Below are 25,978 nucleotides of genomic sequence, written 5' to 3' on the forward strand. Positions count from 1 at the left end.
CGGTATGGAAATCTTATATAATCGCGCCGTTTTTTTTACTCTGAACCAACGAAAGTGAACTAATGGCAGACTTATCTCATTACAGAAACATTGGTATTTTCGCCCACGTAGACGCGGGTAAAACGACCACTACAGAACGTATTTTGAAACTTACCGGTAAAATCCATAAGACCGGTGAAGTGCACGACGGTGAGTCAACGACTGACTTTATGGAACAGGAAGCTGAGCGTGGTATTACTATCCAGTCTGCTGCGACCACCTGTTTCTGGAAAGATCACCGCATGAACATCATCGATACTCCAGGGCACGTTGACTTCACCGTTGAAGTTTATCGTTCACTGAAAGTACTCGACGGCGGTATCGGTGTATTCTGTGGTTCAGGCGGTGTTGAGCCTCAGTCTGAAACCAACTGGCGTTATGCTAACGAATCAGAAGTTGCACGTGTTATCTTAGTAAACAAACTGGACCGTATGGGTGCAGACTTCTACCGTGTTGTTGGTCAGGTTAAGAAAGTACTGGCGGCTAACCCGTTAGTAATGACCCTGCCAATCGGTATCGAAGACGAGTTTAAAGGTGTTGTTAACCTGCTCGATATGAAAGCCTACATCTGGGATGACTCTGGCCTGCCAGAAAACTACGAAATCGTAGACATTCCTGAAGACATGGTTGAGAAAGCCAACGAATATCGTGAGCAAATGGTTGAAACTGCCGTTGAGCAGGACGACGACCTGATGATGGCTTACATGGATGGCGAAGAGCCGTCTTTAGAAGACCTGAAGCGTTGTATCCGTAAAGGTACCCGCGATATGTCTTTCTTCCCGACTTACTGTGGTTCGGCGTTCAAAAACAAAGGTATTCAGTTAGTACTGGATGCGGTTATTGACTTCCTGCCTTCACCTACAGAAGTTGATCCACAGGATCTGACTGACCCTGAAACGGGTGAGCCTACTGGTGAAGTAGCAACCGTTTCTACAGACGAGCCATTCCGCGCATTAGCGTTTAAGATCATGGATGACCGTTTTGGTGCCCTGACCTTTATCCGTATTTACTCTGGTGTACTGAACAAGGGTGACACTATCCTTAACTCAGCAACTGGTAAAACAGAGCGTATCGGCCGTATGGTTGAAATGCACGCCGACGAACGTACTGAACTTACTTCAGCGCACGCGGGTGACATTCTGGCCGTGGTAGGTATGAAGAACGTTCAGACTGGTCACACTCTGTGTGATCCGAAGAATGAGTGTACCCTTGAGCCAATGATCTTCCCTGAGCCGGTAATCTCAATTGCTGTTAAGCCTAAAGATAAAGGCGCTAACGAGAAGATGTCTATCGCTATCGGTAAACTGGTAGCAGAAGATCCATCGTTCCAGGTTGAAACCGATGAAGATTCTGGCGAAACCATCCTGAAAGGTATGGGTGAGCTGCACTTAGACATCAAAGTAGACATCCTGAAGCGTACTTACGGCGTTGAACTGGAAGTTGGTCAGCCACAGGTTGCTTACCGTGAAACTATCACTACTCCGGTAGAAGACAGCTACACGCACAAGAAACAGTCTGGTGGTTCTGGTCAGTTCGGTAAGATTGATTACCGCATCAAGCCAGGCGAGCAAAACTCAGGCTTTACGTTCACCTCTACCGTTGTGGGTGGTAACGTACCGAAAGAATTCTTCCCTGCCATCGAAAAAGGCTTTAAGTCTATGATGGGTCAAGGTGTTCTGGCTGGTTATCCGGTTCTGGACGTTGAAGTTGAACTGTTTGACGGTGGATTCCACGCCGTTGACTCATCAGCAATCGCGTTCGAAATCGCAGCAAAAGGTGCATTCCGTCAGTCTATTCCAAAGGCCGGTCCTCAGCTTCTTGAGCCAATCATGAAAGTTGACGTGTTCAGCCCGGAAGACAACGTAGGTGATGTTATCGGTGACCTTAACCGTCGTCGTGGTATGATCAAAGACCAGGAAGCTGGTGCAACAGGTGTACGCATTAAGGCAGACGTTCCTCTGTCAGAAATGTTCGGTTACATCGGTCACCTGCGTACTATTACGTCAGGTCGTGGTCAGTTCTCTATGGAATTCAGCCACTACTCATCTTGTCCGCAAAACGTTGCTGACAAAGTTATCGAAGAAGCTAAAGCGCGTAAAGCGGCCAAATAATCTGGTAGTAGTTAATTTGATAATTGCTGAGTAAAGCAAATTAATAAAACCCGCCTGATGGCGGGTTTTTTATGAGTGAGAAACAGAGAAATTGGCCAAGGTGTATAGAAAATATTTTTGCCATTACCGTTGAACCTCAGTGATGTTTAGGAAATAGTAGGGGGGTAAGCATCACAAAACAGTATTAAGAATTCTCATGAAAAGCATTGCCAAATTAGTGTTATTACTTTTGTTAATTCAAGGGTGTGCGTCAGTTCAGGATTATCAAAACTTCGAAAATCAGGTACTCGATGGCAGGTATGAGTCACTGGTGATTGATTACGAGAATAATACAGGCATTTTTGCGAATGAGCAGTATCGCCATCCTAAAATAATACTCGAGGCCTGCCGGGCTTATCTGGAATTAAAACGCTACACCACTTTTTTTGACTGTATTAGTACTATCGAAAATCAGGTTGCCCAAACGGGCTTCTTTACCACCATACAAGGTGCCTATCAGCTCAACACTGAACAAAGCAAAGCGTATATCGCCCCTTTACTTGCAAAAGCCTACCTTGACCTTGGTGATGCCCAAGAAGCATTGCGTCAGGCCAATACCGCGATGCATGCTGTTACGTTGCTCAAAGATTTCGACAAAAGCTGGTACGGATACCAGGACTTCAGGCTGGATTTGTTACATGAGCCATTATCCAGTGCTGTGATTGCCGCCAAGCTGCTGAATAAAGAACAGGATGCAAAATTATACTTGTCACAACTTGAAAGACTTGTTGACGAAGTAGACGAGGCTAATTCGTTTTTAAGTGGTCAGATAGAAGATCCGAATCCTAGAAATGCTCACCTTAACCTCGCAAAATCGTATTTTGCGCTGGAGCAATATGAGCCGGCACTAACGGAACTTAAAAAGTCGGGCGAAGTGGAGTTTGTGGGCTTACTCAGCAACATAGTGCTTCCTAGCGTTGTTCTCACTAAACTTGCGTTTAATGATAAAGACTACCTAAGTCAGGGCGATCGTGAATTTATCACTTTTCCCCGCCGTTATATGGTGGCAAGAATCACCTACGAAATGGGCGGCGTTGATACGGCGCAGGAGCAATATGAGAGTTTGATTAACAGCCCGCAGTTGAAGAATTTCGGCTCTTTGAAATGGGCCATACTGTTCGACCTGGCGAAAATCTACAAAGTACAGAATAATCCTTCAGCGGCACTTCGCTGCCTGACCGAATCCATCGAAGAAATCGAATCCCATCGTGAAAACATTAACACAGAAGCGGGCAGAATTGGTTTTGTTAGTGATAAGCAAGCGGTTTATTTTGCGCTCATTGAGCTGCTGTTTGAGCAGCAGCAATTCGAATTGGCATTTGAGTACGTTGAGCGCTCTAAAGCCAGGGCGCTGGTCGATATGTTGGCGGCAAACGAAGATTTTGGCGCGGCTCATTCCAAGCAACTACTGGATGAGTTAAAAGAATTGGAAATGGCGTCTTTAGCAGTGAGTTTTCGTGACGTAAGCGGCACAAATAGTCGCGGGATAAAGATTCAGTCACTGAATACCGAAGTAGACAAGCTCTCAGATGAACTGAGTTCGTTAACCAGAGTGAAGCCTACTAAGATAAACGATATTCAGGCGGAACTTAAAGAGACAGAACGTTTATTAGAATTTTATGGCGCAAATGATACTTACTATGCGTTTGTCCTCAGTAAGGCAAGTGTTGAGGCCGTTAAACTTAATACAGCTAACTTAGAAAACGCGATTACGGCATTTCGACAGAGTATTGAATCACGGTTGCCCGATTATGAGGAGGCATCAGTGACGATATACCGCGAGTTAATCAAACCGGTAGAGCCCTTGTTAAAAGGAGATATCCTCACCATTGTCCCTCATGGCAATCTCCATTACATTCCTTTTTCTGCGTTATCGTCGGGCGACAGCTATTTAATCGATAGATTTACTCTACGGTTTTTGCCATCCGCCTCGGTGATACGGTTCCTTAATAAGCGAGTGAACAATAAATTCGATTTGCTGGCGCTGGGGAATCCGGATTTAGGCAATGCGCAATATGATTTACCTGGCGCTCAGAATGAAACGTTGATGATTGATCAAGGCTGGGATGAGTCTAAAGTTTTGTTGAGACAGTTCGCTTCGGAAGCAAACTTTAAAACCTATGCGCCATCGTTTAGCTATTTACATTTAGCCTCACACGGTGAGTTTAACAGTGCAGTGCCACTACAATCGAGAATGTTGCTGGCGTCAGGAGACGGGGAAGATGGCAACCTTACGGTCTCAGAATTGTACAGACTGAGATTAAATGCCGATCTGGTTACGCTTTCAGCATGTGAAACCGGTTTGGGCGAAATAAAAAGCGGCGATGATGTTGTAGGGCTAACCCGCGGCTTTTTATTTGCGGGCTCTCAGTCGATTGTTGCGAGTTTATGGGCGGTGTCAGATGACTCCACAGCATTCTTAATGGGGGATTTTTATCGCAACTTAAAAACCATGTCGAAAGCGCAGGCACTCAGGCAGGCGATTATGAAAACCAAAGAAAAATATCCTCATCCTGCATTGTGGTCTGCATTTCAGATTACCGGAGCGCCCTGATAGTTCGGTGGTAGCAGGGCTGCAAAGCGCTGCGGATGGTTAGGGAAGTCACCGTTGAACACCGGATTACTGTTGCTGTTGGCAGAGCTGATCCAGGTTAGACGCTATTGAAGAAATGAGAGTGCCTGCCCTGTGGTTCTGTGGCTCCTGCTGTAGCTCCGCCAGACTAAAGGAATTTGTCCTGGCTGACATCAGAGAACATCTCGAACCGGGGAGGGGAGAAATAGTAGCCTTGTTGTTTTGTGATACCGAGTTCGACCAGAGTATCTCTTTCTGCTTTGGTCTCTACCCCTTCGGCAAGCATTCCGATATTTAAATCTCTGCACAGCGAAGACAAGGAGGGCTGGATATGCTTTTTCCGTGTGGAGGAGCCAATTCTACGAATCAAGCTCATATCAACTTTTAAACTATCTGGTTCAAGCTCAGCCAGCCAGTTTAAATTTGCGAAGCCAGAACCAAAATCATCCAGTGCTACTTCAAAGCCTAACATTTTATAGTATTCGATAATTTGTCTTAAGTGTGCGGTGTCAGGAATGTGCTCAGACTCAACAACCTCGAAAGTAATGTTTTCACAGGGCAGGCCGTACTTTTCTGCTGCTGCTAAAGTGGTACGTATACAGATATCGGGTTTGTAGACCGCGCCAGGTAAAAAGTTAATGTTTAATCTTTTGCGAAGCCCTGCTTTAGCTGCTAAAGCAATTGCTTTGACCCGGCATACCTGATCGAAGCGATAGATATTATTGGCAGTGACTCTATCAATAATGGTATTTGCGGGTTCATTATTAAGTCCGCGCACCAACCCCTCATAACCGAATACTTCTTTTGCGGATAGATCTACTAATGGTTGAAATGCCATACTGAAATCGAACGTTAATTCCTCGCCATTACGGCAGCCTTCACAGGACAGTGTTTTAGCATTCTCTTCAATAACAAATAATGGTAACTCTGAAGTCGTTACATTTTTAAAGTTCATAAATAAGTAAAAAACTCTCTTTTTATCGCCATTATCATGCTAGTCGTTTTATATAAGAATCACAATTGCGAGATGGTTTTGGCGGTTTCCGATTTAGCGCCTTCAGGGTGGGGCATCGGTGATGCAGATCAACATCAGTACCTGCAAAGTATATTAGGTTAAGAATATATACCGGAGGTGAGTCATGACCGACCAAAAGTTAATTTTGTTGCTTAAAATTATTATGAGCATTGGCATCAGCCTGATTCTGGCTGGTATTTACTGTCACATGTACAGCCAGACTATTGAAGAGATGGGCGTTACCGGCATCGTTATTAGTGCCTGTCTGGTTGCTATAGGGATGATTTTATCGCTACCAACCAAAATGTATCTCACCTTTGTACTGGTTAAACGTGAAGAAGACCGCAAAGCAGGCCTTTAACGTCGAGTTTTCGATATAGTTCAGTGGCTTGTCTCGGCCGATAGTTTTGTATTATCCATTAGTTGGCAACATAACAAATCAGAGCGGTACTGTCTGCGTTCGGTAGCTTGTAACGCTGGCTGGTATTCTGCCAGGTTTTGTTCTACACCTTTAGTATAGTCTTTAAATAAAGACGTTAATCGTATCGTGTTGGATAAACTAATGCTTGGATTGACATTACCAAAAAGGATAGCCGCATGGGTCAGCGTAATATCATAGAGTTTGCAGAACTTGATATCGATATTCAACAAAAGGACTTTTACCGAAAATGCCTGCTGGATTTAAATGATGTATTGGAACAGGTAATCGGCACTGAGGAGAGTGGAGCATTTATTGGTCTGGTTGCTAACCGTCTGGCTGACTTTTTCATGGATGCTTATCGCGTCTCGTCGGGTCACAGACGTTATTCACCAACGCAACTGGCTAACCTGTTGGTGGATTTAAAGCGTCGAATTGGTGGTGACTTTTATGTTGAATCCGTGACGGCCAGCAAAATGGTGTTGCGTAATCGTTGTTGTCCTTTTGGCAAACAGGTTGTTGGCAATACGGCGATGTGTAATATGACATCCGGCGTGTTTGGGAAGATCGTCGCCGATAGCCATAACTATGCAGCTGTGTCGATTGACGAAGCTATTGCCCGTGGTGACAACCAATGTCAGATTACGATTCTGCTTGAAGTTGCTGACGAGCTACCTGCCACCTACAAGGAGTTTTTCAATGTCTGATGATGCGATTGAATTACTCAATAAGCACATTAACATTGAAACTGTCCTGAGCAATATTAAGAACCCTGCCCTGGTGGTGGGAATTTCAGGCCGGGTTGCGAAGTTGAACAAACGCTGTGGAGTGTTGTTGCCTGAGCTGGTTGAAGGCGTATACCTGTCTGACTTTTATGAGGAAAAAGGCGTATTTGGTTCGTTTACGCAAATGATACGTCATGGTTTATCTGTCTCAGGTTTACACCCTTGTAATATAGCCCGAAAATTGCCCCAAGTGGCGTCGGAAAAAAGTCTGCTGGGCTATTTTGCCATGTTGCGTTCGCAGCTTACATACAAGCCTGTCGCCATCTTATTACAGGTGGATGAGTGTAACAGTAAGCGAGACCGGTTTCTGCGTTTGCAGCAGGCCTTCTCCGGTCCTCTTTCCGCACTTCGTCAGTTACACAAAGATGGCATACATGACCCTTTGACTAAGCTGAAAAACCGCCGGTTTATGGAGAGTTTTTTAGCTATGGAGTGTGATCTCAATAAACGTCAGTTACAGCAAGGCTCTATGGTTGTCATCGATATCGATTATTTTAAGCATGTTAACGACACATTTGGACATAGCACGGGTGACAGAGTGATTAAAATCGTGGCTGATGTGATTCGTGAGCGACTGCGTGACAGTGACGTGTCCTGTCGATGGGGTGGCGAAGAATTTGCTGTTTATTTACATAATACAACCGGTGTTGATGCGATTACCTTGGCTGAAGAATTACGAACCTTAGTGCAGGGCAGGGAAATAGTTGAACTGGGGCGAAAAGTACGCGTCACGGTGAGCCTTGGGATTACTACTATCAGTCACAATGATACCCCGGCAAGTTTGTTTAGTCGCGCTGACAGCGCCTTGTACAAAGCCAAGCAACAGGGGCGTAATCAGGTGTATATTGAATTTGTCTAATCAATAAGATTAGAGTTTTTGCACCGAATAGCCGCGTTTTTTTAGCATATCCAAAACGCTGTCCGGACCCGATAAATGCATGGTGCCAACCAGTATAAATTCCGTTTTCGGGGTATCGAGCATGGTCTCGATGCCAGGGAGCCAGTTTTCGTTTCGTTGTACCAGTAGTTGCTGATAGATATCCGGAAAATCCTTGCGAAAGCTTTTGCCCTGACTTTTATATAAGCCTTCCATATCGCCGCTTTGCCAGTATTTTTTGAGCTCGCCTAGTGCCTCGGGGAGCTGTTTCACATCATCCAACGCGTAGCGAATCATCTCATCTTCGTCTTTGCCACCCAGTGCGGCAATAAATGCCAACTGTTGCTGAGGTGATTCAAACCAGTCGAGTTCCTTACCGTCGGTCATGGCTTTAAAATAGTAAAATTCGTCCACGCCCTGACTGGTTAATCCCATTAAACGCAATTCGGTTAAACTCAGAGTAATGCTAACCAGAGCCGGTGTATAATTAGCCATGGCAGCTATGTCCATCTGCCGGGCCAGTAAGTGTGACTTAAGCGCCTGGTAGGTTTCCTTCGATAAAACGTCCTTTAGTTGTGTTCCGTCACCATAAGTTAGTCTGGCCTGTGAGTCCTGCTGAAAACGCGGACTGTTGAGCCCGGCAATATCGGTTTCAAACACCAGTTTGTCGGCCTGATTGTAGGCGGTGCCATAGGCATTGGGCAGAGGAAAGTCTTCAGGACTTAAAATATGCAGCGTCCCGCCAATGTAAAGAGTGTTGCCAGCCTTGCTCACTTGCCAGACCGAGGCGGAGTTTGCCAACCCGCAGGTGAATAAAAATAGCCAGCACAGATGCTTCAGCATGCTTGGGTGTCCCTGAATAAAACCGTTAATCTACCTGCTACGTGCTTATCCGGCAATGATTAATGGCTTACAACAGCCGGTGGGGGACCTGTAATATCAATAATTAGTGTTTCCACCAGTGGTGACGCCAGACCGGGATACCAATGTTCTTTATTTCCTCATAAAGCTGGTGGCGATCGGCTTGATTTAAGAATTCGCCAACCGTAACACAGTGTTCCGGGGTGACCAATGCCAGTTCGGGCAAGTACCAGTCGCGCGGGCTTTCTGACATTTCCAGGTGTGTGTCATGGCGGTTAAGCGTGACGGTTTGCGATGATTTCTGGTTACTTTGAATATGTACATAATCTTTTTCAAATGACAGGGTTTGGGTTCGGTAGGTGTTATGACTAACCCGGTAGAGCAGGTAGCATAGCAAGCCGACCTCAATACCGGCGAAGGGAAATACTATCCATATGCCGAAAAATGCCCACATGGTAGCGATTACCAGGACAACGCCTGCCATACCTGCCATCAGCCATTTATTATGGATCCAGTCGGCGGAACGGTTAGGCCGCAAACTGATAAGGCTAAAATGTGGCTGATGCTTTACCGAAACCATAAGCGTTGTTTACCCAAACTTTGTCGATTTTAGTATAGCGGGTAAATGTTGTAAAAATGTTAGTTTTGATAAAAGGTTGTTCGACTTCAACGAGAGATTCTGGCAAAGTGCTGCCGGTCAAAATCAATTGATTGTAAAAGTGAAGAAGACGTTCATTGCCCATCCCTGGCTGAGCCTGCTGGCCGTGTTGTGGTTATCCCTGGTTATTATTGTTGGCGGAATTGAGTTACCAGTAGTCCTGGCTCAGTATGGTGGGTTCTTGTTGCTGGGTATTGTCGGCGCTGTCTTTGCCAATGCCACGGGGGCCGGCGGCGGGGTAGTGTTCGTGCCCTTTTTTCAGCAACTGGCATTCTCTCCGCAGGCGGTCATTGCCACCAGTTTTGCCATCCAGTGCTGCGGAATGACCGCCGGTGCTATCAGTTGGCTGCAGTTTTACCGTCATATTCAAAGTCAGCAGCCTGACTGGTTGTTACTTCCGGCAGTACTGAGTCGTAGCATTCCTTTTGGCCTGGCCGGATTATGGCTGGCGCAGTATGGGTTTGACTACCTGGCGCCTCACCTGAGTTTTTCGGCGGTGTCATCCCAGTTACACATCGGCTTCGGGGCTTTCTCTATTTTACTGGCGTTGGCGATCATGGCCTCGTCGAAAAGCTTAAGCAGCGCTCAGGCGCGGAGTCATTTAATGGTGGCAGATAACTATTGGCTCGCCGTTATTAGCTTTCTGGGCGGCATTATTACCGCATATTTGTCGGTGGGGATTGGTGAACTTATTGCTGTTTATCTGATTGTGAGACGCTTTGATGTCACTATGGCGATTGGTGCGGCGGTGATTATTTCAGCGGTTACGGTTTGGGGCGCGGTTGGTTATGGTGCCTTAGTTAGCGCCGCTGTAAACTGGTATGTTGTCTTGTTTGCTGGCGCTGGTGCCGTGATTGGTGGCCGCCTGGCACGGTACGTCGTACTGTTTTTCTCGCCCAGACAGGTGAAACTGTTTTTTGCCCTCTGGGTGTTGTTATTGGGCATGTTGAGCATTGTGTAAACAGTGTGACGGTTACCTGTACTGTACGCTACCCATTAGCTAATTAGTATAGACTTTGGTCCTGCCCTTTAAGTTAAGCTTGCAAGTCTGCTATGGTGACTTTATCTATTTAATAGTGAACGGATCCTCACGCAATGGCTTATTCCCCAGCACATCTTTATTCCCTCCCGCAGCCCGAATGGAGCAAGGACGCTGTTATTTACCAGGTCAATACTCGTCAGTTTAGTCAGCTCGGAACGTTTGATGGAGTCACCGAAAAACTGGCTCATATTGCCGGGTTGGGAGCTAGGATCCTGTGGCTGATGCCTATTCATCCGATTGGCGAGAAACATCGTAAAGGTAAGTTGGGCAGTCCTTACGCCGTAAAAGACTATCTTGCGATAAATCCTGAGTTTGGTGACGAGAATAGTCTTCGGCGACTTATCCGTGAAGCCCATGGGTTGGGACTGAAGGTGATTCTCGACTGGGTGCCGAATCACAGTGCCTGGGATAACCGATTGGTTACGGAGTATCCCGATTGGTATGCGCGGGATTACAAAGGTGATTTTCGTCCCTCGCCCTGGTGGGACTGGAGCGATATCATTGAGTTTGATTACGATCAGCCGGGCCTGCGCGAGTATATGATAAAGGCCATGACTTACTGGGTTGAAGCGTTTGATATTGACGGCTATCGGTGTGATGTAGCCGGCTACGTACCCAATGATTTCTGGTGCCAACTGCGTACAGCGCTGGATAAAATTAAACCGGTCTTTCTGCTCGCTGAATGGGAAGATCGCGACCTGCATCGTGACGGGTTTAATATGACTTACGCCTGGAGCTGGAATGACGCACTGCATGATATCGCTCACCAAAGAGCACCGGTAGACAGGCTCAGAAAATACTATTCATGGAACGAAAGAGCCTGGCCCAGGTCAGCCTACCGCATGACTTTTGTCAGCAACCATGACAAAAATGCCTGGGACGGAACCCAGTATGAGCAGTTTGGTGAATGCCTTGAAGCAGCGATCGTATTGTCGGTGCTGGGGGAAGGCATGCCACTTATTCATAATGGTCAGGAAGCGGGAGAGAGCAAAAGACTGGCGTTTTTTGAACGCGATCCCATCGAGTGGCAGATTCACCCAATTGGCGATTTGTACCGTAAACTTATTCATCTGAAGCAAAGGGTTCCAGCGCTCTGGAATGGTGAGTATGGTGCTCGTATGATACAGGTGCCTAATTCTTTGCCTGAGCAGGTGTTTAGTTTTGTTCGCATGCAAGGCAATATAAAAGTGTTTGTGGTACTCAATTTGTCGGCAAACACCGCTGATGTAGATTTTTACGAAAATCTGTATCGCGATGAATACATTGACCTGTTTAAAGCGTCATGTACCAGGATAGCCCAAACCGATAATCTGAGTCTGCCACCCTGGGCTTATCGGGTGTTTGTGTCGGCAAACTTTCCCCTGATCTAACAGACCCACAGACGAGCTGTAAAAACTTTGGCATAATGGCCCTTTTGCACTCACTCAGGAACAACATGCCCAGTTTAGATGATGTATTTTCGGGCTCGGGATTGCTGGCTAAGGCAATTCAGGGGTTTAACCCCCGTCAGGCGCAAACTGACATGGCTAGAGCCGTCGCCAACGCCATTAACGATGCCGACAGTTTAATTGTTGAAGCCGGCACCGGCACCGGAAAAACTTTTGCCTATCTGGCCCCAGTGTTGCTGTCGAAGGGAAAAGCGATTGTTTCCACGGGAACCAAAAACCTTCAGGAGCAATTATTTCACCGCGATCTGCCGGTTATCAAAAAAGCTCTCGCCAGCAACCGCAAAACGGCGTTGCTAAAAGGCCGGGCTAACTATCTTTGCCTGCATCGCCTGGCTCAGCACGGCGGGAATTCCACTTTGGTGGAATCTGATGTACTGAACGAATTATCAACAGTCCGGGCCTGGGCTAATACCACTAAAACCGGTGATATGGGCGAGGTGAAAACCCTGCCTGAAGATGCGCGGGTGATCCCCCTGGTAACGTCAACCGTGGATAACTGCCTGGGCCGTGACTGCCCTGACTATGAAGATTGTTACCTGGTTAAGGCGCGTAAAAACGCTATGGAAGCTGATATCGTTGTGGTCAACCATCATCTATTCTTTGCCGATATGGCATTGCGCGACACTGGCTTTGGTGAGCTTATTCCCGAAGCTGACTGTATCATCTTTGACGAAGCGCATCAGATCCCGGAAATCGCCAGTGAGTACTTTGGTGAGGCCATCTCAACCCGACAGTTAACTGAAATCAGTAAAGAGATCACCCTGCTGTATCGTACGGTGTTAAAAGATGCCGACCAACTGGAAAAAGCCGGCGAAAAAGTGCGTATGCAAGCGGCAGATTTACGTTTGCTGTTTGCCGATAAACCTCAGCGTGGCCATTGGCTGGAGGCCATGGAACGCCAGGAAGTGGCAACCCAGGTTAGCCGCCTCGAAGATGCTGTGGGCGTATTATACGATATTTGTAAACTGCATATCGGGCGCGACAAAGACCTTGATAACCTGTTTGATCGTATTGTTCAGAGCCGTGAAAAACTGGCACTGTTTACCACCAAAGAGCACGACGGGATGAGTTTGTGGTACGAAACCACGCCGCGCCACATTGTGATGCATATGACGCCCCTGTCGATTGCAGCAAAGTTTCGCCGTTTTGTTGAGTCTGACGATCGCGGTTGGGTTTTTACTTCGGCCACGCTCGTGGTGGATAGCGATTTTACTCACTTTCAGCGTCGTATGGGCTTGGAAAAAGCCAAAACCATGATGCTCGACAGTCCGTTTGATTATGAACGTCAGGCAATGTTATGCGTGCCTCGGTATTTACCCGAGCCGCACATGCCGACCATGCGCAAGCAACTGGTTACCATTGCCAAAAAGCTCATTAAAGCCAGCGGCGGGCGTTGCTTTTTACTGTTTACCAGCCATGCTGCGTTGCAGGAAGTGGCTGCGGCATTACAGGAACAGATTGATAATCCGGTGCTGGTGCAGGGCAGTACGTCCAAGCAGGCTTTGTTAGGAGCTTACTTGTCTGATCCGTCGGCAGTACTGCTTGGCACTGGTGCATTCTGGGAAGGCGTGGACGTGCGCGGTAATGATCTGGTGTGCGTAATGATCGATAAACTGCCGTTTGCCGCACCGGATGATCCACTGCTTCAGGCCCGGTTGGAAGAGTGCCGTAAAAAAGGCGGTAACCCGTTTGGTAGTATTCAGATCCCGCAGGCGGTTATTACCCTGAAGCAGGGCGCGGGCAGGCTGATTCGCGACCCGGCAGATGCCGGAGTGCTGGTAATCTGCGATAATCGCCTGGTCACCAAACCCTATGCCCAGACCTTCCTTGGTAGTTTACCGCCAATGAAGCGTACCCGGGACGTGAGTGAAGTTGAAAAATTTCTGGCTAATATCGAGCAAACAGAACACCTTACAGAAGAATAACCCATGAACATTTTAACTATTGATACTGCTACCGAAGCTTGCTCGGTTGCCTTACAGTTTGATCAGTCACTGTTTACCCGTTACGAGGTTTGTCCGCAACAGCACAGTCAGAAAATTCTGCCCATGGTGGATGCGGTGATGAAAGAGGCTGGCGCTTCTTTATCGGCACTCGATGGCCTGGGCTTTGGCCGTGGTCCCGGCAGTTTTACCGGAGTGCGTATTGCCACCGGTATTATTCAGGGGCTCGCTCTGGGCAGCCAGCTCCCTGTTGCCGGGGTGAGTACGCTGGCTGCTATGGCACAGCAGGTGATAAATGCCGGTGACGTTAATGACGTTGCCGTGGCCATTGATGCCCGTATGGGCGAAGTGTATTTTGGCCATTATCAAAATCACCAGGGTATAGCGACGTTGGTGGGTGAAGAGCAAGTGACTTCACCTGAGAGCGTTGCTGAGCAAATTAATATCTCCTCAATGACGGCGGCCGGCACTGGCTGGCAGGCCTATCCGACATTAAGTGAACGGCTTAATGGCCAGTCTGTAACTGTGTCTTACCCTTATGCGAGATTTATGTTGCCCTTGGCGGAACAAAGTCTGAATGCAGGACAGGGCATGGCGGTTGATGCCATTACTCCCGAATATTTACGTAATACGGTTACCTGGAAAAAGCTACCTGGCCGTTAAAGTGCGGGCCCAGGACTGGCGTGATATTTGCTGTACGTTGAGTTTAACTCACGACAGCCCATTTGGCCGTCAGTATTTTGGCAACCGACAGGCGTTATCTGCTTCATGGAAATTCGTCAGCAATTAATCACACCCAATGTAGAGCGCAATGCTCCGCAGCCTAAACCTGCGGCAAAATCCGCAGCGGTGGAGCGTGTTGATAAAGCGACGGCAATCCAGCTAGATGCTGTTCAGGCCCGTACCGGCGATGATAAAACCCGTGCTCAGGCGGAGTCGTTTCGTCGAACGTCTGGCTACGATCAGCCCCAGGGCCCGGCTATTCTGGCCCTGGAAGCATACGCCAGTCATGAACGTGAAACCAGGCGGGCAGCTATTCGCGAAATGATGGGGGTCGACCTCTATGCTTAATCCGGCTACTGCCTGACTAAACTATCCTTGATTACCATTGTCATAATCAGTAACTTGTTGATTCATGTCGATGAATCAAGCTGAATTCAGTTTCTATTCAGTTTAATCTTCTACACTAAGTTAGAGTATTTCAGGATTGGACCCGACCATACTGATCCGTTGGTAAGATGTGGTCAGTATGAGTGATAAGTCAGGCACGGAGCCACCGGCTTATTGGGATCAGTTTAAATGAACCATGAGCCGGATGGCTCTTTCATGTTTTGCTAAAGCAAGGAACCCTTATGTTAGTTCGTGCATTTGTCGTTATCTTTGCATTAAGTCTGTCGGCTTGTGCAGTTGTTCCCGAACCCTTACAGGTACCAGAAAAAACGCCTTTGGTGGGATATAACAAGGCAGTGGTAGCGGGTGACGATATTCTGGGTAAAAGCGCTCGTTGGGGGGGCATTATTACTAATGTCGAGAATAAACCCGAGCAAACCCTTATTGAAGTAGTGTATTTCCCGCTGAATCACTATGGCAAGCCAAATACCAGTGAAGAAACTCCGGGTCGGTTTAAAGCGGTCATTAATAAGTTTGTTGATCCCATCATGTTTGAAAAGGGACGCACTGTGACCTTTCTGGGCAAGGTGGGTAAGCCAATGGCCGGTATGGTTGGCGAACAGCCCTATATGTTTCCGTCGCTAACGGTCGACAATTACTACAAATGGCGTCGCCAGAGACAGTACGATACATCGACGGTCTTCTTTGATTTTTACTCTGGCTGGTATTCACCGTTTTATCATCCTTACTGGAGTCCGTGGCGATTTGGCCCGAGCGTACGCATGATCCGCACTTACAAGGATCCGACCTATTGGTCGGGGAGTAAGAATAATTATCGGCCACCTGCCACGAGTCGCCCAAGTCCGAGTGTGCGCCCACAACCAAGGCCGCAACCGCCAAGTCCCAGAAACAAGGCTCAGCGCCGACTCGAGCCTTAGGTAATCAGTTGCCGCTTGCGGCAACTTTTAGCCCGGTGTGCGGCAAACTTCTGCCCCGGGCGATCTTGTCTGTATCAACAAAGGTTCTACATTTATCCTCGTCGCTGCTAAACTGCTGCTCAATGTCTATGAGTCACAGGGCAATGCCCCCAGGGAGTAGTAATGCAAGCGTGTGAGTTTTCAATATCGTCGGGCACCGTCAGAGGCATGACCAATGGCCAGCAAGGCCGGGTGGTGCTGGCGTTACATGGTTTTTTAGATAATGCCGCCAGTATGGCTTGTCTGGCGCCGTCAATGAACCAGTTTCAGTATATTGCCATCGATCTGCCCGGACACGGCCTGAGCGATCACCGCCCCCCGGGTGCCCACTATAACCAAATGGATTATATACAGGATCTGCATGAACTAGTGGTATCTGAAGACTGGCAGGACATTGTGATTGTCGGCCATTCCCTGGGAGGTATCCTGGCCAGTATTTATGCCGCTGTATTCCCGGAGCGGGTAAGTGCCATTGCCATGATTGATGCCTGTGGACCGCTGACAATGCCCGCTGAGACCAGCACAGAGCAATTGCGGACATCAATATTATCTCGTCTGCCAAAGCCTGGCCGCACTGGTACCCCCAGGGAGGTAGATCTGGATGCTGCGGTGGCCGCACGCTGCAAAATGAGCGACATTGCTGCTGAACACGCAGCGACTATTCTGCGCAGAAATATAACCGTCCGGGAAGATGGCCTGAGCGGTTGGCGCAGTGATCCCCGTTTGCGCACCAAATCGTCGTTACGATTAACCGAATCACAAGCGCAAAATCTTATGGAGGCCATCGAATGCCCGGTCTGGATCGGCGGTGCGTCAGACAGCTTTAAGGAAATGGAGACGACCTACAAAAAGCGCAAAAGCTGGTTGAAAAACAGTCGGTTTGAACTATTCTCAGGTGGGCATCACTTCCATATGGTTAATCCGTCAGCAGTCAGCAATGCGATTTGTCAGTTTGTTGAAGAAATGTAAATAACAGCGTTTATCTTTTGTTGATCATCCTATACTATATGTTACACGTCAGACCAGTGCTCTGACCCAGCAGTAGCAAACAACAAGAACAATCGAGAGACTTAAGGTGACAGGAGAGCTTGGTGGAAAAAATCTGGCTTAATCATTATGACTCGAGAGTAGCGCCGGAAATCGATCCGGACCGTTACACCTCCATTATCGACATACTCGACGAGTCTGTAGCAAAATATGGTGACAAAACAGCCTACATCAATATGGGCCAGACAATCAGTTTCAGTGAGCTCGACAGCCTGTCCCGGCAATTTGCGGCCTATCTGATGAATAACGGCTTTAAGCCCGGCGATGCCATCGCGATCATGATGCCTAATCTGTTGCAGTATCCGGTTGCTCTGTTCGGGATCCTGCGTGCAGGAATGACCGTGGTTAACGTCAACCCGCTGTATACAGCGCGAGAATTAAAACACCAGCTTAACGACAGTCAGGCTAAAGCAATCATCATCGTCGAAAATTTTGCCCATACCCTGGACAAAGTCATCGCGGACACCGGTATTAAGGAAGTACTGCTGACTTCTCTGGCAGACATGTTGCCGGCGCCAAAGCGTTGGGTAGTCAATTTTGTCGTTAAGCACGTTAAAAAAATGGTACCGTCTTACCGCCTGTCCGGGACCAAGTCTTTTATGTCGGCACTGAAAGCCGGCGAGAAACTCACCTATACACGGCCTGAAGTCACTAATGAAGACCTGGCTTTTCTGCAGTATACCGGCGGTACAACAGGGGTCTCAAAGGGGGCCATGCTAACGCACCGCAATATGATAGCTAACCTGGAACAGGTGTCAGGGATATTATCCACTGTCATCACACCGGGCAAGGATCTGGTAGTCACCGCATTACCGCTCTATCACATCTTTGCTCTGTTAGCTAACTGCTTGTTATTCCTCAAATTCGGTTGTCCGAACTTACTGATAACTAATCCCAGGGATATGCCAGGCTTTGTTAAAGAACTGGAAAAATACCCTTTTGCCATTTTACCGGGCGTGAATACCTTATTTAACGGGTTGCTCAATACGCCCGGGTTCAGCGAACTGGACTTTTCTAACTTTAAATTTGGTTTGGGTGGCGGCATGGCAGTTCAGCGTCCGGTGGCCGAAAAATGGCAAAAAGTCACCGGTACCGTGCTGCTGGAAGGTTACGGCTTAACTGAGTGTTCGCCTGTGGTTGCGGTTAACCCGCCTCAACTCGAAGCTTATAAAGGTGCCATAGGTTTGCCGGTTCCATCTACTGACATCATGTTAATTGACGATAACGGCAATGAAGTGGCGGCCGGTGAATCCGGTGAACTGTGGGTAAAAGGCCCGCAGGTAATGAAAGGCTATTACAACCGCCCGGAAGCCAGTGAAGAAATACTTAAAGACGGTTGGTTAGCCACCGGTGATATCGCCCGTTGCGATGAAGAAGGATATTTCTACATTGTTGACCGGAAAAAGGATATGATTCTGGTTTCCGGGTTTAACGTATTCCCGAATGAAATTGAAGAAGTGGCAGCAATGCATGATGCTGTGCTTGAAGTCGCCGCCATTGGTGTTCCCCACGATGTAAGTGGGGAGGTGGTTAAGCTCTTTATTGTCAGAAAAGATGATTCACTCACTGCTGAGGCCGTGATTTCACACTGCCGCATGCATCTGACGGGGTATAAAGTACCTAAACACGTAGAGTTTAAAGAAGAATTACCGAAAACCAATGTAGGTAAAATATTACGACGTGAACTAAGAGACTAGGGCGCGTCGTCAGGCCCGATTTTAAAGAGTATAACCGGCCTTGTGCCGGTTTTTTTAGTTTATGGATTATATTTACATACAGGATCAGGAAACCCTTGATGAGGTGTGTGCCAGAGCGGCACGCCAACCGGCAATAGCGCTGGATACGGAGTTTGTCAGAACCCGCACGCTAACACCCGAGCTTGGTCTGGTGCAGCTTTATGACGGACACCAATTGGTGCTTATCGATCCGCTGGCCATTGAGGATATGTCGTCGCTGGTCAGCCTGCTGACCAACCCCAATGTGATGAAGGTATTGCACTCCTGTTCGGAAGATTTAGAAGCCTTTCTGACCACCTTTAATGAGGTACCCACGCCTATTTTCGATACCCAGTTTGCCGCCAGCCTGCTTGGCCTGGGCGCCACCATGGGTTATGCCAGGTTAATCGAAATGCTGCTGGAAACCGAACTGGAAAAAGGGGAGTCGCGTACCGACTGGCTGGCGAGGCCACTGAGTGATAAGCAATGCCGGTATGCTGCCGATGACGTGCTTTATTTGCTGCCAGCGTTCCATCAACTGTACGAAATGGTTGAGGCGAAAGGCAAAATAGACTGGGTATTATCGGAATCGGCGTGCCTGGTCGAAAAGAAAAAAGCCAGCCTGCCGCCAGAATTTGCCTATTTACAGATCAAAAATGCCTGGCGTTTATCCAGCCAGCAGCTCACCGTATTGAAACATCTGGCTGCCTGGCGTGTTCGCCGGGCCAGAGAGCGCAATATGGCGCTAAACTTTGTATTTAAAGAGCCACACTTATATGAGCTGGCACTGCGGATGCCGCAATCAAAATCGGCGCTTGCCCGTATACAGAGTTTAACGCCTCAGGAGCGGCGCCTGAATCCTGATATGATCCTCAACGTAGTGAACGCTGGTTTACAGGAGTTCGATAATACGCCACCAGGTGAGCATATTGAGCGTATATCCCGTTTGATAGACTTTCCTGCGTATAAACAAACCCTAGCCAGGTTTAAACAGGCAGTGAGCGAAATGGCGATAGAGCACGGTGTTACAGAAGAAGTGCTGGCCTCTAAAAAACAGCTCAATCAGCTGCTAAAATACAAGTGGTTTAATGTTGATGAATGCCGCCTTATGGGGCTAATCCCCGACGTTCTGACCGGATGGCGTGAACCTTTGTTCAGCCCTGTCGTTAATGCGATATTACACGAAGATAATAATTGAAAAACACCATGTTGATTGCCGTTTATAAAACCGCTAGAAAAGAAGGAATGTATCTTTATATTCCCAACAAAGATGATTTCTCCGCCGTGCCTGAAGCGCTGATGAGCCGCTTCGGCACCCCTCAGTTAGTGATGATGCTGCCAGTGCATAAACGTGAAGTTCTGGGTGGTGTAGATAAACAAACATTACTGGAAGCCATGAACGAGCCTGGCTTTTATCTGCAAATGCCATCGAAGGAAGAAAACTGGCTGGAGGCTCACCGTACTGAGCTTGGCCTGTCATCCACATCACCTAAGTCTTAAGGGGCGATGTATGCGTAGATTATGGTTCGTATTGTTGTGTGCGGGGCTGTTGTTCAATCCTGTTTTTGCTCAGCAGACCGACGAACAACAAGCATTTGAACAGTATAAGTCCCAGCTTAAAGCCGATGCTATTGACGCTGGCTTTAGCCGTCAGTTTGTGGAAAATGCGTTTGCCACTATTTACTACCGCGCTACGGTGGTTAAGGCCGATAAAAATCAGCCGGAATCAAAGATAACGCTGGATAAATACCTGAAAACCCGGGTGCCGGACTGGAAAGTAAAACAGGCCGTAACGCTAATGGAAGAGCATCAGGCATTGCTGTCACAGGTTGGCAGGGAATATGGTGTACAGCCAAGGTTTATAGTGGCGCTGTGGGGCAATGAGTCAAACTTTGGGCGTATTCAGGGCAGTTACCCGGTACTTTCTGCACTTGCCTCACTGGCGTTTGAAGGTCGGCGCGAAGCGTTATTTAAAAAGCAGTTTATGGCGGCGCTGACTATTTTGCAGGAGGGGCATATTCCCCTGAAGGACTTTAACGGCTCCTGGGCGGGGGCTATGGGACAGAGCCAGTTTATTCCCACTTCATTTTTGCAGTACGCCGTTGATTACGATGGCGATGGTCGCAAGGATATCTGGGGCACGCCGGCAGATGTTTTTGCCTCAATAGCCAATTTCCTGGCTTCCGAGGGCTGGCAGGATAGCCAGACCTGGGGACGCCAGGTTAGCGTTAGCAGTGATTTTGATTACACCCTGGCCGGACTTGACCGGGCTAAATTTAAACCTCTGTCTTTCTGGCAGGAGCAGGGTGTGCGCCGTTTTAATGGTAAAGACCTGCCCGAAGTGGATATTAACGCCTCCCTAATTATGCCCGATGGTAACAACGGCCGCCTGTACCTGGTTTATCAAAACTTCCATACGCTGATGAAGTGGAACCGCTCCAGTTATTTTGGTGTGTCTGTCAGCTATTTGTCAGAACGTATCAAACAGGGGAAATAACATGTATCACCATACCTCCTTATCGGGCGAACACATAGACTTGCCGGTTGGCAAAGTGGTGTGTGTGGGCCGCAATTATCTCGACCACATTCAGGAATTAAACAACGAAGTGCCCGCTGAACCTTTGTTATTTATGAAGCCTGCAACCGCACTGTGTGAGATCAGCAAACCGCTGGTTATCCCTACCGACATGGGGGAGTGTCATAACGAGCTGGAAGTTGCTCTGTTAATTGGTCAGCCGTTGCGTCAGTGCAGCAGCATGCAAACTGCAGTCGATGCGGTATATGGCATTGGCCTGGCGCTCGATTTAACCTTGCGTGATGTACAGCAAAAACTGAAAGACAAGGGGCAACCCTGGGAGCGCGCCAAGGCGTTTGACGGGGCATGTCCGGTTAGCAGCTTTACGCCGTTGGACAATTCCGCCGCTCTCGGTAACCTTGATTTCTCGCTGACAATCAATGGCGAAGTCCGCCAGCAGGGCAACACCAAAATGATGATGCGGGATGCCTGTTCATTGCTGTGCGCTATCTCTGAGGTGTTTACCCTGCAACCCGGTGATATTGTATTAACCGGCACCCCCAAGGGGGTTGGGCCATTATTACCTGGAGATCAGCTACAACTTAAGATGGCGCCATGGTTTGATATTCGCACACAGGTTGGGGAGTAACATGGACGACCGTTTTTGGGAAACCAAGTCACTCGATGACATGAGCCGTGAAGAGTGGGAGGCGATTTGTGATGGTTGTGCCAAGTGCTGCCTGCACAAGTTTATCGACGACGATGATGCCGAAGAAGCCGCGCCAACGGATTATATGGAGCATCATGAGACCATTCATTACACCAGTATTGCCTGCGATTTGCTTAATACCAAAACCTGCAGCTGCACACGCTATGCCGAACGTCAGCAACTGGTCCCGGATTGCGTAAAATTAACCAAAGAAAACCTCAAAGATATTTTCTTTATGCCTACGAGCTGCGCTTACCGGCGCCTGCACGAGGGGCGCGGGTTGCCGTCGTGGCACCCACTGCTAAATCGCGGTAAGAAAACGGCGATGCACCGGGAAGGAATGTCGGTGCGCGGTAAGACCGTGCCTGAATCAGACGCTGATTTGGACAACTTCGAAGAGTATATCGCTATCTGGCCATTGGAAGACCTAGACTAGGGAGGGCCATTAATGCCGCTCATCGATTAAACTGGTCAGCACTGGCAGATTTTGCTATCACTGGTATTAACACAAAGGAGTGTCGTTATGCCCTATAAAATTAATTTCTTCGCCCGCCCCATCGATTCGGACTATCGGTTGAACTGGGAAAGTTTGCTCATCGAGTTATCGCTGGCTGTTATCTGTACCACTATGGCTTTGTATGGCTGGGACAAAGGGATGCTGTTGATGGCGTACCCGGCAGGCTTTGTTGCCCTTATGTGTTTTGGCCTGGTTAGTTATTCCCTGATTAGCTTTATACGCTCCAGGCTTCAAAAATAAACCCCTGTTACGACATCTTTATATCTACTTGATTAGTTTTTCTGCAAGCAATTTCATTTATTGGTCAAAGGAGCGGCCATCTTGATACCGGTTTTCCACGGTCGGCTTTGTAAACCGGACCTTCACAACTTAGTCTTCCAGCTTCAACTATGAGCGAAAAGCGGAAGTGGGCAGTGGGCAGTTCATTCTTTGCGTAACGAGTAAGAAGTTCTTAGGCGACGTTCGCCTCTCTAATAGTTGAGTGAGCGCTTTCATTCCAAAGAATATGAATTCAAATGGTTTACCCTGCTCATCGACTAATTCAACAGTGGGACTTGTTCTGACCTTTCTTATTTGTTCAGCATGTTCTTGATTCTCTGTCCGTTTTCACCATAAGGCCAGCCAATTTCTGTGTTAATCAAAACGCCATTTTCAAAGTAATAAAATGAAGGGGTTCCCCAATATTTTAATTCATTCCAATCAGCATTCTTATATGACACTGCATAATTTAAATCTGAAAATACTTCATAATCTTCTTCAAAGGGAATCCATTGCGGCAGCAAAAATAAGGTTTTTGTATCTCTTAATAAATTATACTTACCTTCATTTCTATACCAATCGGCAAACCTCTTTGAAGGATTACAAAAAGGAGAGCTCACAATAACCAGCAGTTTTTCAGAAAACTTATAGCTCTTTGAGAAATACTTTCCATCTTCACCTTTCTCGATAATTGTGTGAGTTTTTTTATCCTTAAATTCTTCTATTTTGGTGGTTTTTATATATAAATTGTAATTAGAATTTATTTTTTCGATAAGTTCAACGTCTCTTGCGTGAGACGCCAGTTTACTTATTTTTAAAATAATAGGTTTGATGTTATCATGATATTCAGCTCTTTCATTAATTTCATCTATAATCAAAAGGAGTTTTTCAGCTATTAAATTTTTCAAAGTTAAATAATATGCATCATATAGTTGTTCTTGTACGGATTTTAATTCATGGTTTGATAGAGTTTTTAAAAAATCTTTTTTTATAGCAAGGTCAAAGCATTTATCAAAAACACGAGAAACCTCTATACCTTTGTCCATTGGTATGTGGTCTTTTCTTTGGCTTGTATCAACAATTTTCTCAATTGATTTCAACCTTTCTGAAAGATAATCCAAATACTTCTCACTATCAATTTCATTTTTGCAATTTGACTCTGCATTTACATTGATTGAAAATGCCAAGAATAATGTCGGTGTGATTTTTTTCATTTTAATTAAATATTTTATAAATTAAATGCGGACCGAAATGAGAGTATATCTTGGTATATGGCTTTAAAATATTTCTAGCAATTGGATGTGCATATACGATTACTGTCACGAACACACGTGCCACGCGATTCGCACTTGTAACCTTCGTGGTCTGCACCTATACCAATAACGCCAGAATCGAAACTAGAAGTTGTAACTCCAGAGTTAGTTTCTTTCTCATTAGATAGAAACGCTGGATTGTTCATAAGTAAATAGTCTGAATTAGTTACAATCCGAGCGTTATCAAACATTGGAACTAGCCGTTGCAATCCGAATAGTGATAATAGATTATAAACTTCTGTCGGTGTAAGTTCCGATTCCAATATTTTATAATTGAAACTAGCTAGTCCACTATCACTAAAAATCAAAGAGTCCAAGAATTCGACTCTCACCGATTCTGACAAAGTGTTTATTGGTGAGTCAAATTTTTGTAATTCAATTGACAGGTCGTTTAAACTTTTTACTGGAGCTAAACTTTGAGACAGAGCCTTTTCATAAGCGTTAGAATGAATAACTTTTGGAGTTGAATTTTCTGTATTTGCATAGATAGAAGTAGAAAATAATAATGCAAAGAAAAACATATTGATTTTCATGATATTCCTTAAATAATTATTGTAATGCGAAAAACGAGTCCATATCAATTCGCAAATTTAATGTAAATTGTAGCCATTTTATTGTCAAGTGTAGTTGCTCATATCGTAAAGGCCTGTTCAAACGTGATTTTAATGCTTTTGAACGTAAATAAGCGGCATTGAGCGCCTATTTAGTGGAGCGAAAACTAAGAAAGAATGGCAGACTGTCAGTAAAAGATATGGCCATCTAAGACTTAATCCAGCAATATAACAAGCGGATCCATTTTCCCCAAAGCTACGCGTCGGCTGAGGTAACTTCCACTCCTTGTCTAAAGCAGAAGCCATTATTTACTTGTGTGGATAAATTAGCGATAACTAAATAACTGATCCTAACTCTGCTTCATCTCCCGAATTCAGATAATAAGTGCACCACTCATGGTTAAAGGGTGACAGACGATCAACTGCCTGTTGGTGGTATTCTAAAGTCGCCAAACAATTAGAGTATTACCATGAGTTACATGCAGTTGATCGAGGGACAAAGATACCAGATCGAGGCCTACTTACGCGAGGGTTTCAGTTATCGAGAGATTGGAAAGCGTCTGTGTGTAAGTCACAGCACCATTAGTAGAGAAGTTAAACGTAATCGAATTCGAGATAGCCATTACCTACCGGAAGTCGCTCAGGCCAAGGCATTAAAACGACGTTGTCAGGCCGCAAAATACAGGATATCTGAACTGACGATTACCTTTGTAGAGTTTGGGCTGAATGAGAAATGGAGCCCTGAGCAGATTGCTGGTGTAGGTAAAATCATCGGTCATCACGTCAGCCATGAATGGATTTATGGCTACGTTCAGCGTGATAAATTAAGCGGCGGTAAATTGTATAAACAGCTACGCCAGAGCCACCGAAGATACCGTAAAGGTAGCCGCGCGAAGCGTGTAATTATCCCAAATCGCGTTGGCATAGAGCATCGTCCCGCTATCGTGAACAAGAAGAAGCGGTTCGGTGACTGGGAAGCTGACACGGTTTTAGGCAAGCAAGGAACGGGCGCGATTGTTAGCTTGGTGGAGCGTAAAAGTAAGCTGTATCTGATACGCAAAGTGCCAGCGAAAAGTGCAGCCGATGTGGCCCGTGCCATGGTTGGCATGTTGTGGAAATATCGCAGTCATGTCCGAACTATCACGGCGGACAACGGCAGCGAATTCTGTGATCACGAGCTGGTCGCAGAGAAGCTTAAAACGGATATTTACTTCGCGAACCCTTATTCTTCCTGGGAGCGCGGACTGAATGAAAACTTTAACGGTTTGCTTCGCCAATACATACGTAAAGGCTCCGATTTGCGGACAGTAATGGACAAGCAAATTGCTCAGATTGAACGGGCATTAAATGCCAGGCCGAGAAAGTGTCTCGGCTTCAGGCAACCTGTCGCGATATTCAATGAATTACGCAAGGCTGCCTAATTTAGCGAGTGGTGCACTTCGGAGTTGAATTCGCGGC

At 46.8% G+C, this 25,978-nt stretch carries 25 protein-coding genes; 20 read left to right on the forward strand and 5 right to left on the reverse strand.

Annotated elements, in window-relative coordinates; genetic code table 11:
• Positions 1 to 62: 62 nt before the first annotated feature.
• Both fusA and AC2T0J_RS15690 read left to right on the forward strand, forming a co-directional pair.
• Entirely contained in the window at positions 63 to 2,150 is a 2,088-nt protein-coding gene (fusA, locus tag AC2T0J_RS15685) for an elongation factor G (RefSeq protein ID WP_489806710.1), read from the forward strand.
• A gap of 196 nt (positions 2,151 to 2,346) precedes the next feature.
• Positions 2,347 to 4,743 (forward strand): CHAT domain-containing protein, encoded by a 2,397-nt coding sequence (locus tag AC2T0J_RS15690; protein WP_489806711.1) that lies wholly within the window; start codon positions 2,347 to 2,349, stop codon positions 4,741 to 4,743.
• A 166-nt stretch (positions 4,744 to 4,909) separates the two neighbouring features.
• Here AC2T0J_RS15690 and AC2T0J_RS15695 read toward each other — a convergent pair whose 3' ends face one another.
• Positions 4,910 to 5,716 (reverse strand): EAL domain-containing protein, encoded by an 807-nt coding sequence (locus tag AC2T0J_RS15695; protein WP_489806712.1) that lies wholly within the window; start codon positions 5,714 to 5,716, stop codon positions 4,910 to 4,912.
• A gap of 184 nt (positions 5,717 to 5,900) precedes the next feature.
• Between AC2T0J_RS15695 and AC2T0J_RS15700 the strand changes: the two genes are divergently transcribed.
• From AC2T0J_RS15700 to AC2T0J_RS15710, 3 genes are all read left to right on the forward strand, one after another.
• Positions 5,901 to 6,137 (forward strand): hypothetical protein, encoded by a 237-nt coding sequence (locus AC2T0J_RS15700; protein WP_489806713.1) that lies wholly within the window; start codon positions 5,901 to 5,903, stop codon positions 6,135 to 6,137.
• Positions 6,138 to 6,373: 236 nt separating this feature from the next.
• Entirely contained in the window at positions 6,374 to 6,901 is a 528-nt protein-coding gene (locus tag AC2T0J_RS15705) for a methanogen output domain 1-containing protein (protein WP_489806714.1), read from the forward strand.
• Entirely contained in the window at positions 6,894 to 7,838 is a 945-nt protein-coding gene (locus tag AC2T0J_RS15710; RefSeq protein WP_489806715.1) for a GGDEF domain-containing protein, read from the forward strand. The genes AC2T0J_RS15705 and AC2T0J_RS15710 overlap by 8 nt, the downstream gene beginning before the upstream one ends.
• 9 nt (positions 7,839 to 7,847) lie before the next feature.
• Here the strand turns inward: AC2T0J_RS15710 and AC2T0J_RS15715 are convergent, their stop codons facing one another.
• A complete protein-coding gene (locus AC2T0J_RS15715) occupies positions 7,848 to 8,699 on the reverse strand; it encodes a TraB/GumN family protein (RefSeq protein ID WP_489806716.1) in 852 nt (283 codons plus the stop codon).
• Positions 8,700 to 8,802: 103 nt separating this feature from the next.
• Positions 8,803 to 9,297, reverse strand: a complete 495-nt coding sequence (locus AC2T0J_RS15720; protein WP_489806717.1) for a DUF2244 domain-containing protein — start codon at positions 9,295 to 9,297, stop codon at positions 8,803 to 8,805.
• Positions 9,298 to 9,436: 139 nt separating this feature from the next.
• Between AC2T0J_RS15720 and AC2T0J_RS15725 the strand changes: the two genes are divergently transcribed.
• The 14 genes from AC2T0J_RS15725 to AC2T0J_RS15790 all read left to right on the forward strand — a co-directional run bounded on the left by AC2T0J_RS15725 (position 9,437) and on the right by AC2T0J_RS15790 (position 22,638).
• Positions 9,437 to 10,336: a sulfite exporter TauE/SafE family protein gene (locus tag AC2T0J_RS15725; RefSeq protein ID WP_489806718.1), complete on the forward strand. Its 900-nt coding sequence runs from the start codon at positions 9,437 to 9,439 to the stop codon at positions 10,334 to 10,336.
• Positions 10,337 to 10,470: 134 nt separating this feature from the next.
• Positions 10,471 to 11,787 (forward strand): alpha-amylase family glycosyl hydrolase, encoded by a 1,317-nt coding sequence (locus AC2T0J_RS15730; RefSeq protein ID WP_489806719.1) that lies wholly within the window; start codon positions 10,471 to 10,473, stop codon positions 11,785 to 11,787.
• Positions 11,788 to 11,852: 65 nt separating this feature from the next.
• Positions 11,853 to 13,790: a DNA repair helicase YoaA gene (gene yoaA / locus AC2T0J_RS15735; protein ID WP_489806720.1), complete on the forward strand. Its 1,938-nt coding sequence runs from the start codon at positions 11,853 to 11,855 to the stop codon at positions 13,788 to 13,790.
• Positions 13,791 to 13,793: 3 nt separating this feature from the next.
• A complete protein-coding gene (gene tsaB, locus AC2T0J_RS15740) occupies positions 13,794 to 14,471 on the forward strand; it encodes a tRNA (adenosine(37)-N6)-threonylcarbamoyltransferase complex dimerization subunit type 1 TsaB (RefSeq protein WP_489806721.1) in 678 nt (225 codons plus the stop codon).
• Between the two features lie 105 nt (positions 14,472 to 14,576).
• Positions 14,577 to 14,879 (forward strand): hypothetical protein, encoded by a 303-nt coding sequence (locus tag AC2T0J_RS15745; protein WP_489806722.1) that lies wholly within the window; start codon positions 14,577 to 14,579, stop codon positions 14,877 to 14,879.
• A gap of 281 nt (positions 14,880 to 15,160) precedes the next feature.
• On the forward strand, positions 15,161 to 15,856 hold the full coding sequence (locus AC2T0J_RS15750) for a Slp family lipoprotein (RefSeq protein WP_489806723.1): 696 nt from the start codon (positions 15,161 to 15,163) through the stop codon (positions 15,854 to 15,856).
• A gap of 162 nt (positions 15,857 to 16,018) precedes the next feature.
• A complete protein-coding gene (locus AC2T0J_RS15755; protein WP_489806724.1) occupies positions 16,019 to 16,864 on the forward strand; it encodes an alpha/beta fold hydrolase in 846 nt (281 codons plus the stop codon).
• A gap of 122 nt (positions 16,865 to 16,986) precedes the next feature.
• Positions 16,987 to 18,639: a long-chain-fatty-acid--CoA ligase FadD gene (fadD, locus tag AC2T0J_RS15760; RefSeq protein WP_489806725.1), complete on the forward strand. Its 1,653-nt coding sequence runs from the start codon at positions 16,987 to 16,989 to the stop codon at positions 18,637 to 18,639.
• Between the two features lie 61 nt (positions 18,640 to 18,700).
• Positions 18,701 to 19,855, forward strand: coding sequence for a ribonuclease D (gene rnd, locus AC2T0J_RS15765; protein WP_489806726.1), 1,155 nt, complete (start codon positions 18,701 to 18,703; stop codon positions 19,853 to 19,855).
• Positions 19,852 to 20,157 carry a YcgL domain-containing protein gene (locus AC2T0J_RS15770; RefSeq protein WP_489806727.1) on the forward strand — a complete coding sequence of 102 codons (306 nt, stop codon included), beginning with the start codon at positions 19,852 to 19,854 and terminating at the stop codon, positions 20,155 to 20,157. Before rnd ends, AC2T0J_RS15770 begins: the two co-directional genes overlap by 4 nt.
• A 10-nt stretch (positions 20,158 to 20,167) precedes the next feature.
• Positions 20,168 to 21,154, forward strand: coding sequence for a lytic murein transglycosylase (locus tag AC2T0J_RS15775; protein WP_489806728.1), 987 nt, complete (start codon positions 20,168 to 20,170; stop codon positions 21,152 to 21,154).
• Position 21,155: 1 nt separating this feature from the next.
• A complete protein-coding gene (locus AC2T0J_RS15780) occupies positions 21,156 to 21,821 on the forward strand; it encodes a fumarylacetoacetate hydrolase family protein (RefSeq protein WP_489806729.1) in 666 nt (221 codons plus the stop codon).
• 1 nt (position 21,822) lies between these two features.
• Entirely contained in the window at positions 21,823 to 22,317 is a 495-nt protein-coding gene (locus AC2T0J_RS15785; RefSeq protein ID WP_489806730.1) for a YcgN family cysteine cluster protein, read from the forward strand.
• Between the two features lie 87 nt (positions 22,318 to 22,404).
• A complete protein-coding gene (locus AC2T0J_RS15790) occupies positions 22,405 to 22,638 on the forward strand; it encodes a hypothetical protein (protein WP_489806731.1) in 234 nt (77 codons plus the stop codon).
• Positions 22,639 to 22,967: 329 nt separating this feature from the next.
• Here the strand turns inward: AC2T0J_RS15790 and AC2T0J_RS15795 are convergent, their stop codons facing one another.
• Both AC2T0J_RS15795 and AC2T0J_RS15800 read right to left on the reverse strand, forming a co-directional pair.
• Positions 22,968 to 23,870 (reverse strand): hypothetical protein, encoded by a 903-nt coding sequence (locus AC2T0J_RS15795; protein WP_489806732.1) that lies wholly within the window; start codon positions 23,868 to 23,870, stop codon positions 22,968 to 22,970.
• Positions 23,871 to 23,944: 74 nt separating this feature from the next.
• Positions 23,945 to 24,502, reverse strand: coding sequence for a hypothetical protein (locus AC2T0J_RS15800; RefSeq protein ID WP_489806733.1), 558 nt, complete (start codon positions 24,500 to 24,502; stop codon positions 23,945 to 23,947).
• Between the two features lie 488 nt (positions 24,503 to 24,990).
• Here AC2T0J_RS15800 and AC2T0J_RS15805 point away from each other — a divergent pair, with 488 nt between their 5' ends.
• Positions 24,991 to 25,941, forward strand: coding sequence for an IS30 family transposase (locus AC2T0J_RS15805; RefSeq protein ID WP_489806734.1), 951 nt, complete (start codon positions 24,991 to 24,993; stop codon positions 25,939 to 25,941).
• Positions 25,942 to 25,978 lie beyond the last annotated feature (37 nt).

The organism is Alteromonas sp. ISO5 (assembly GCF_058105165.1).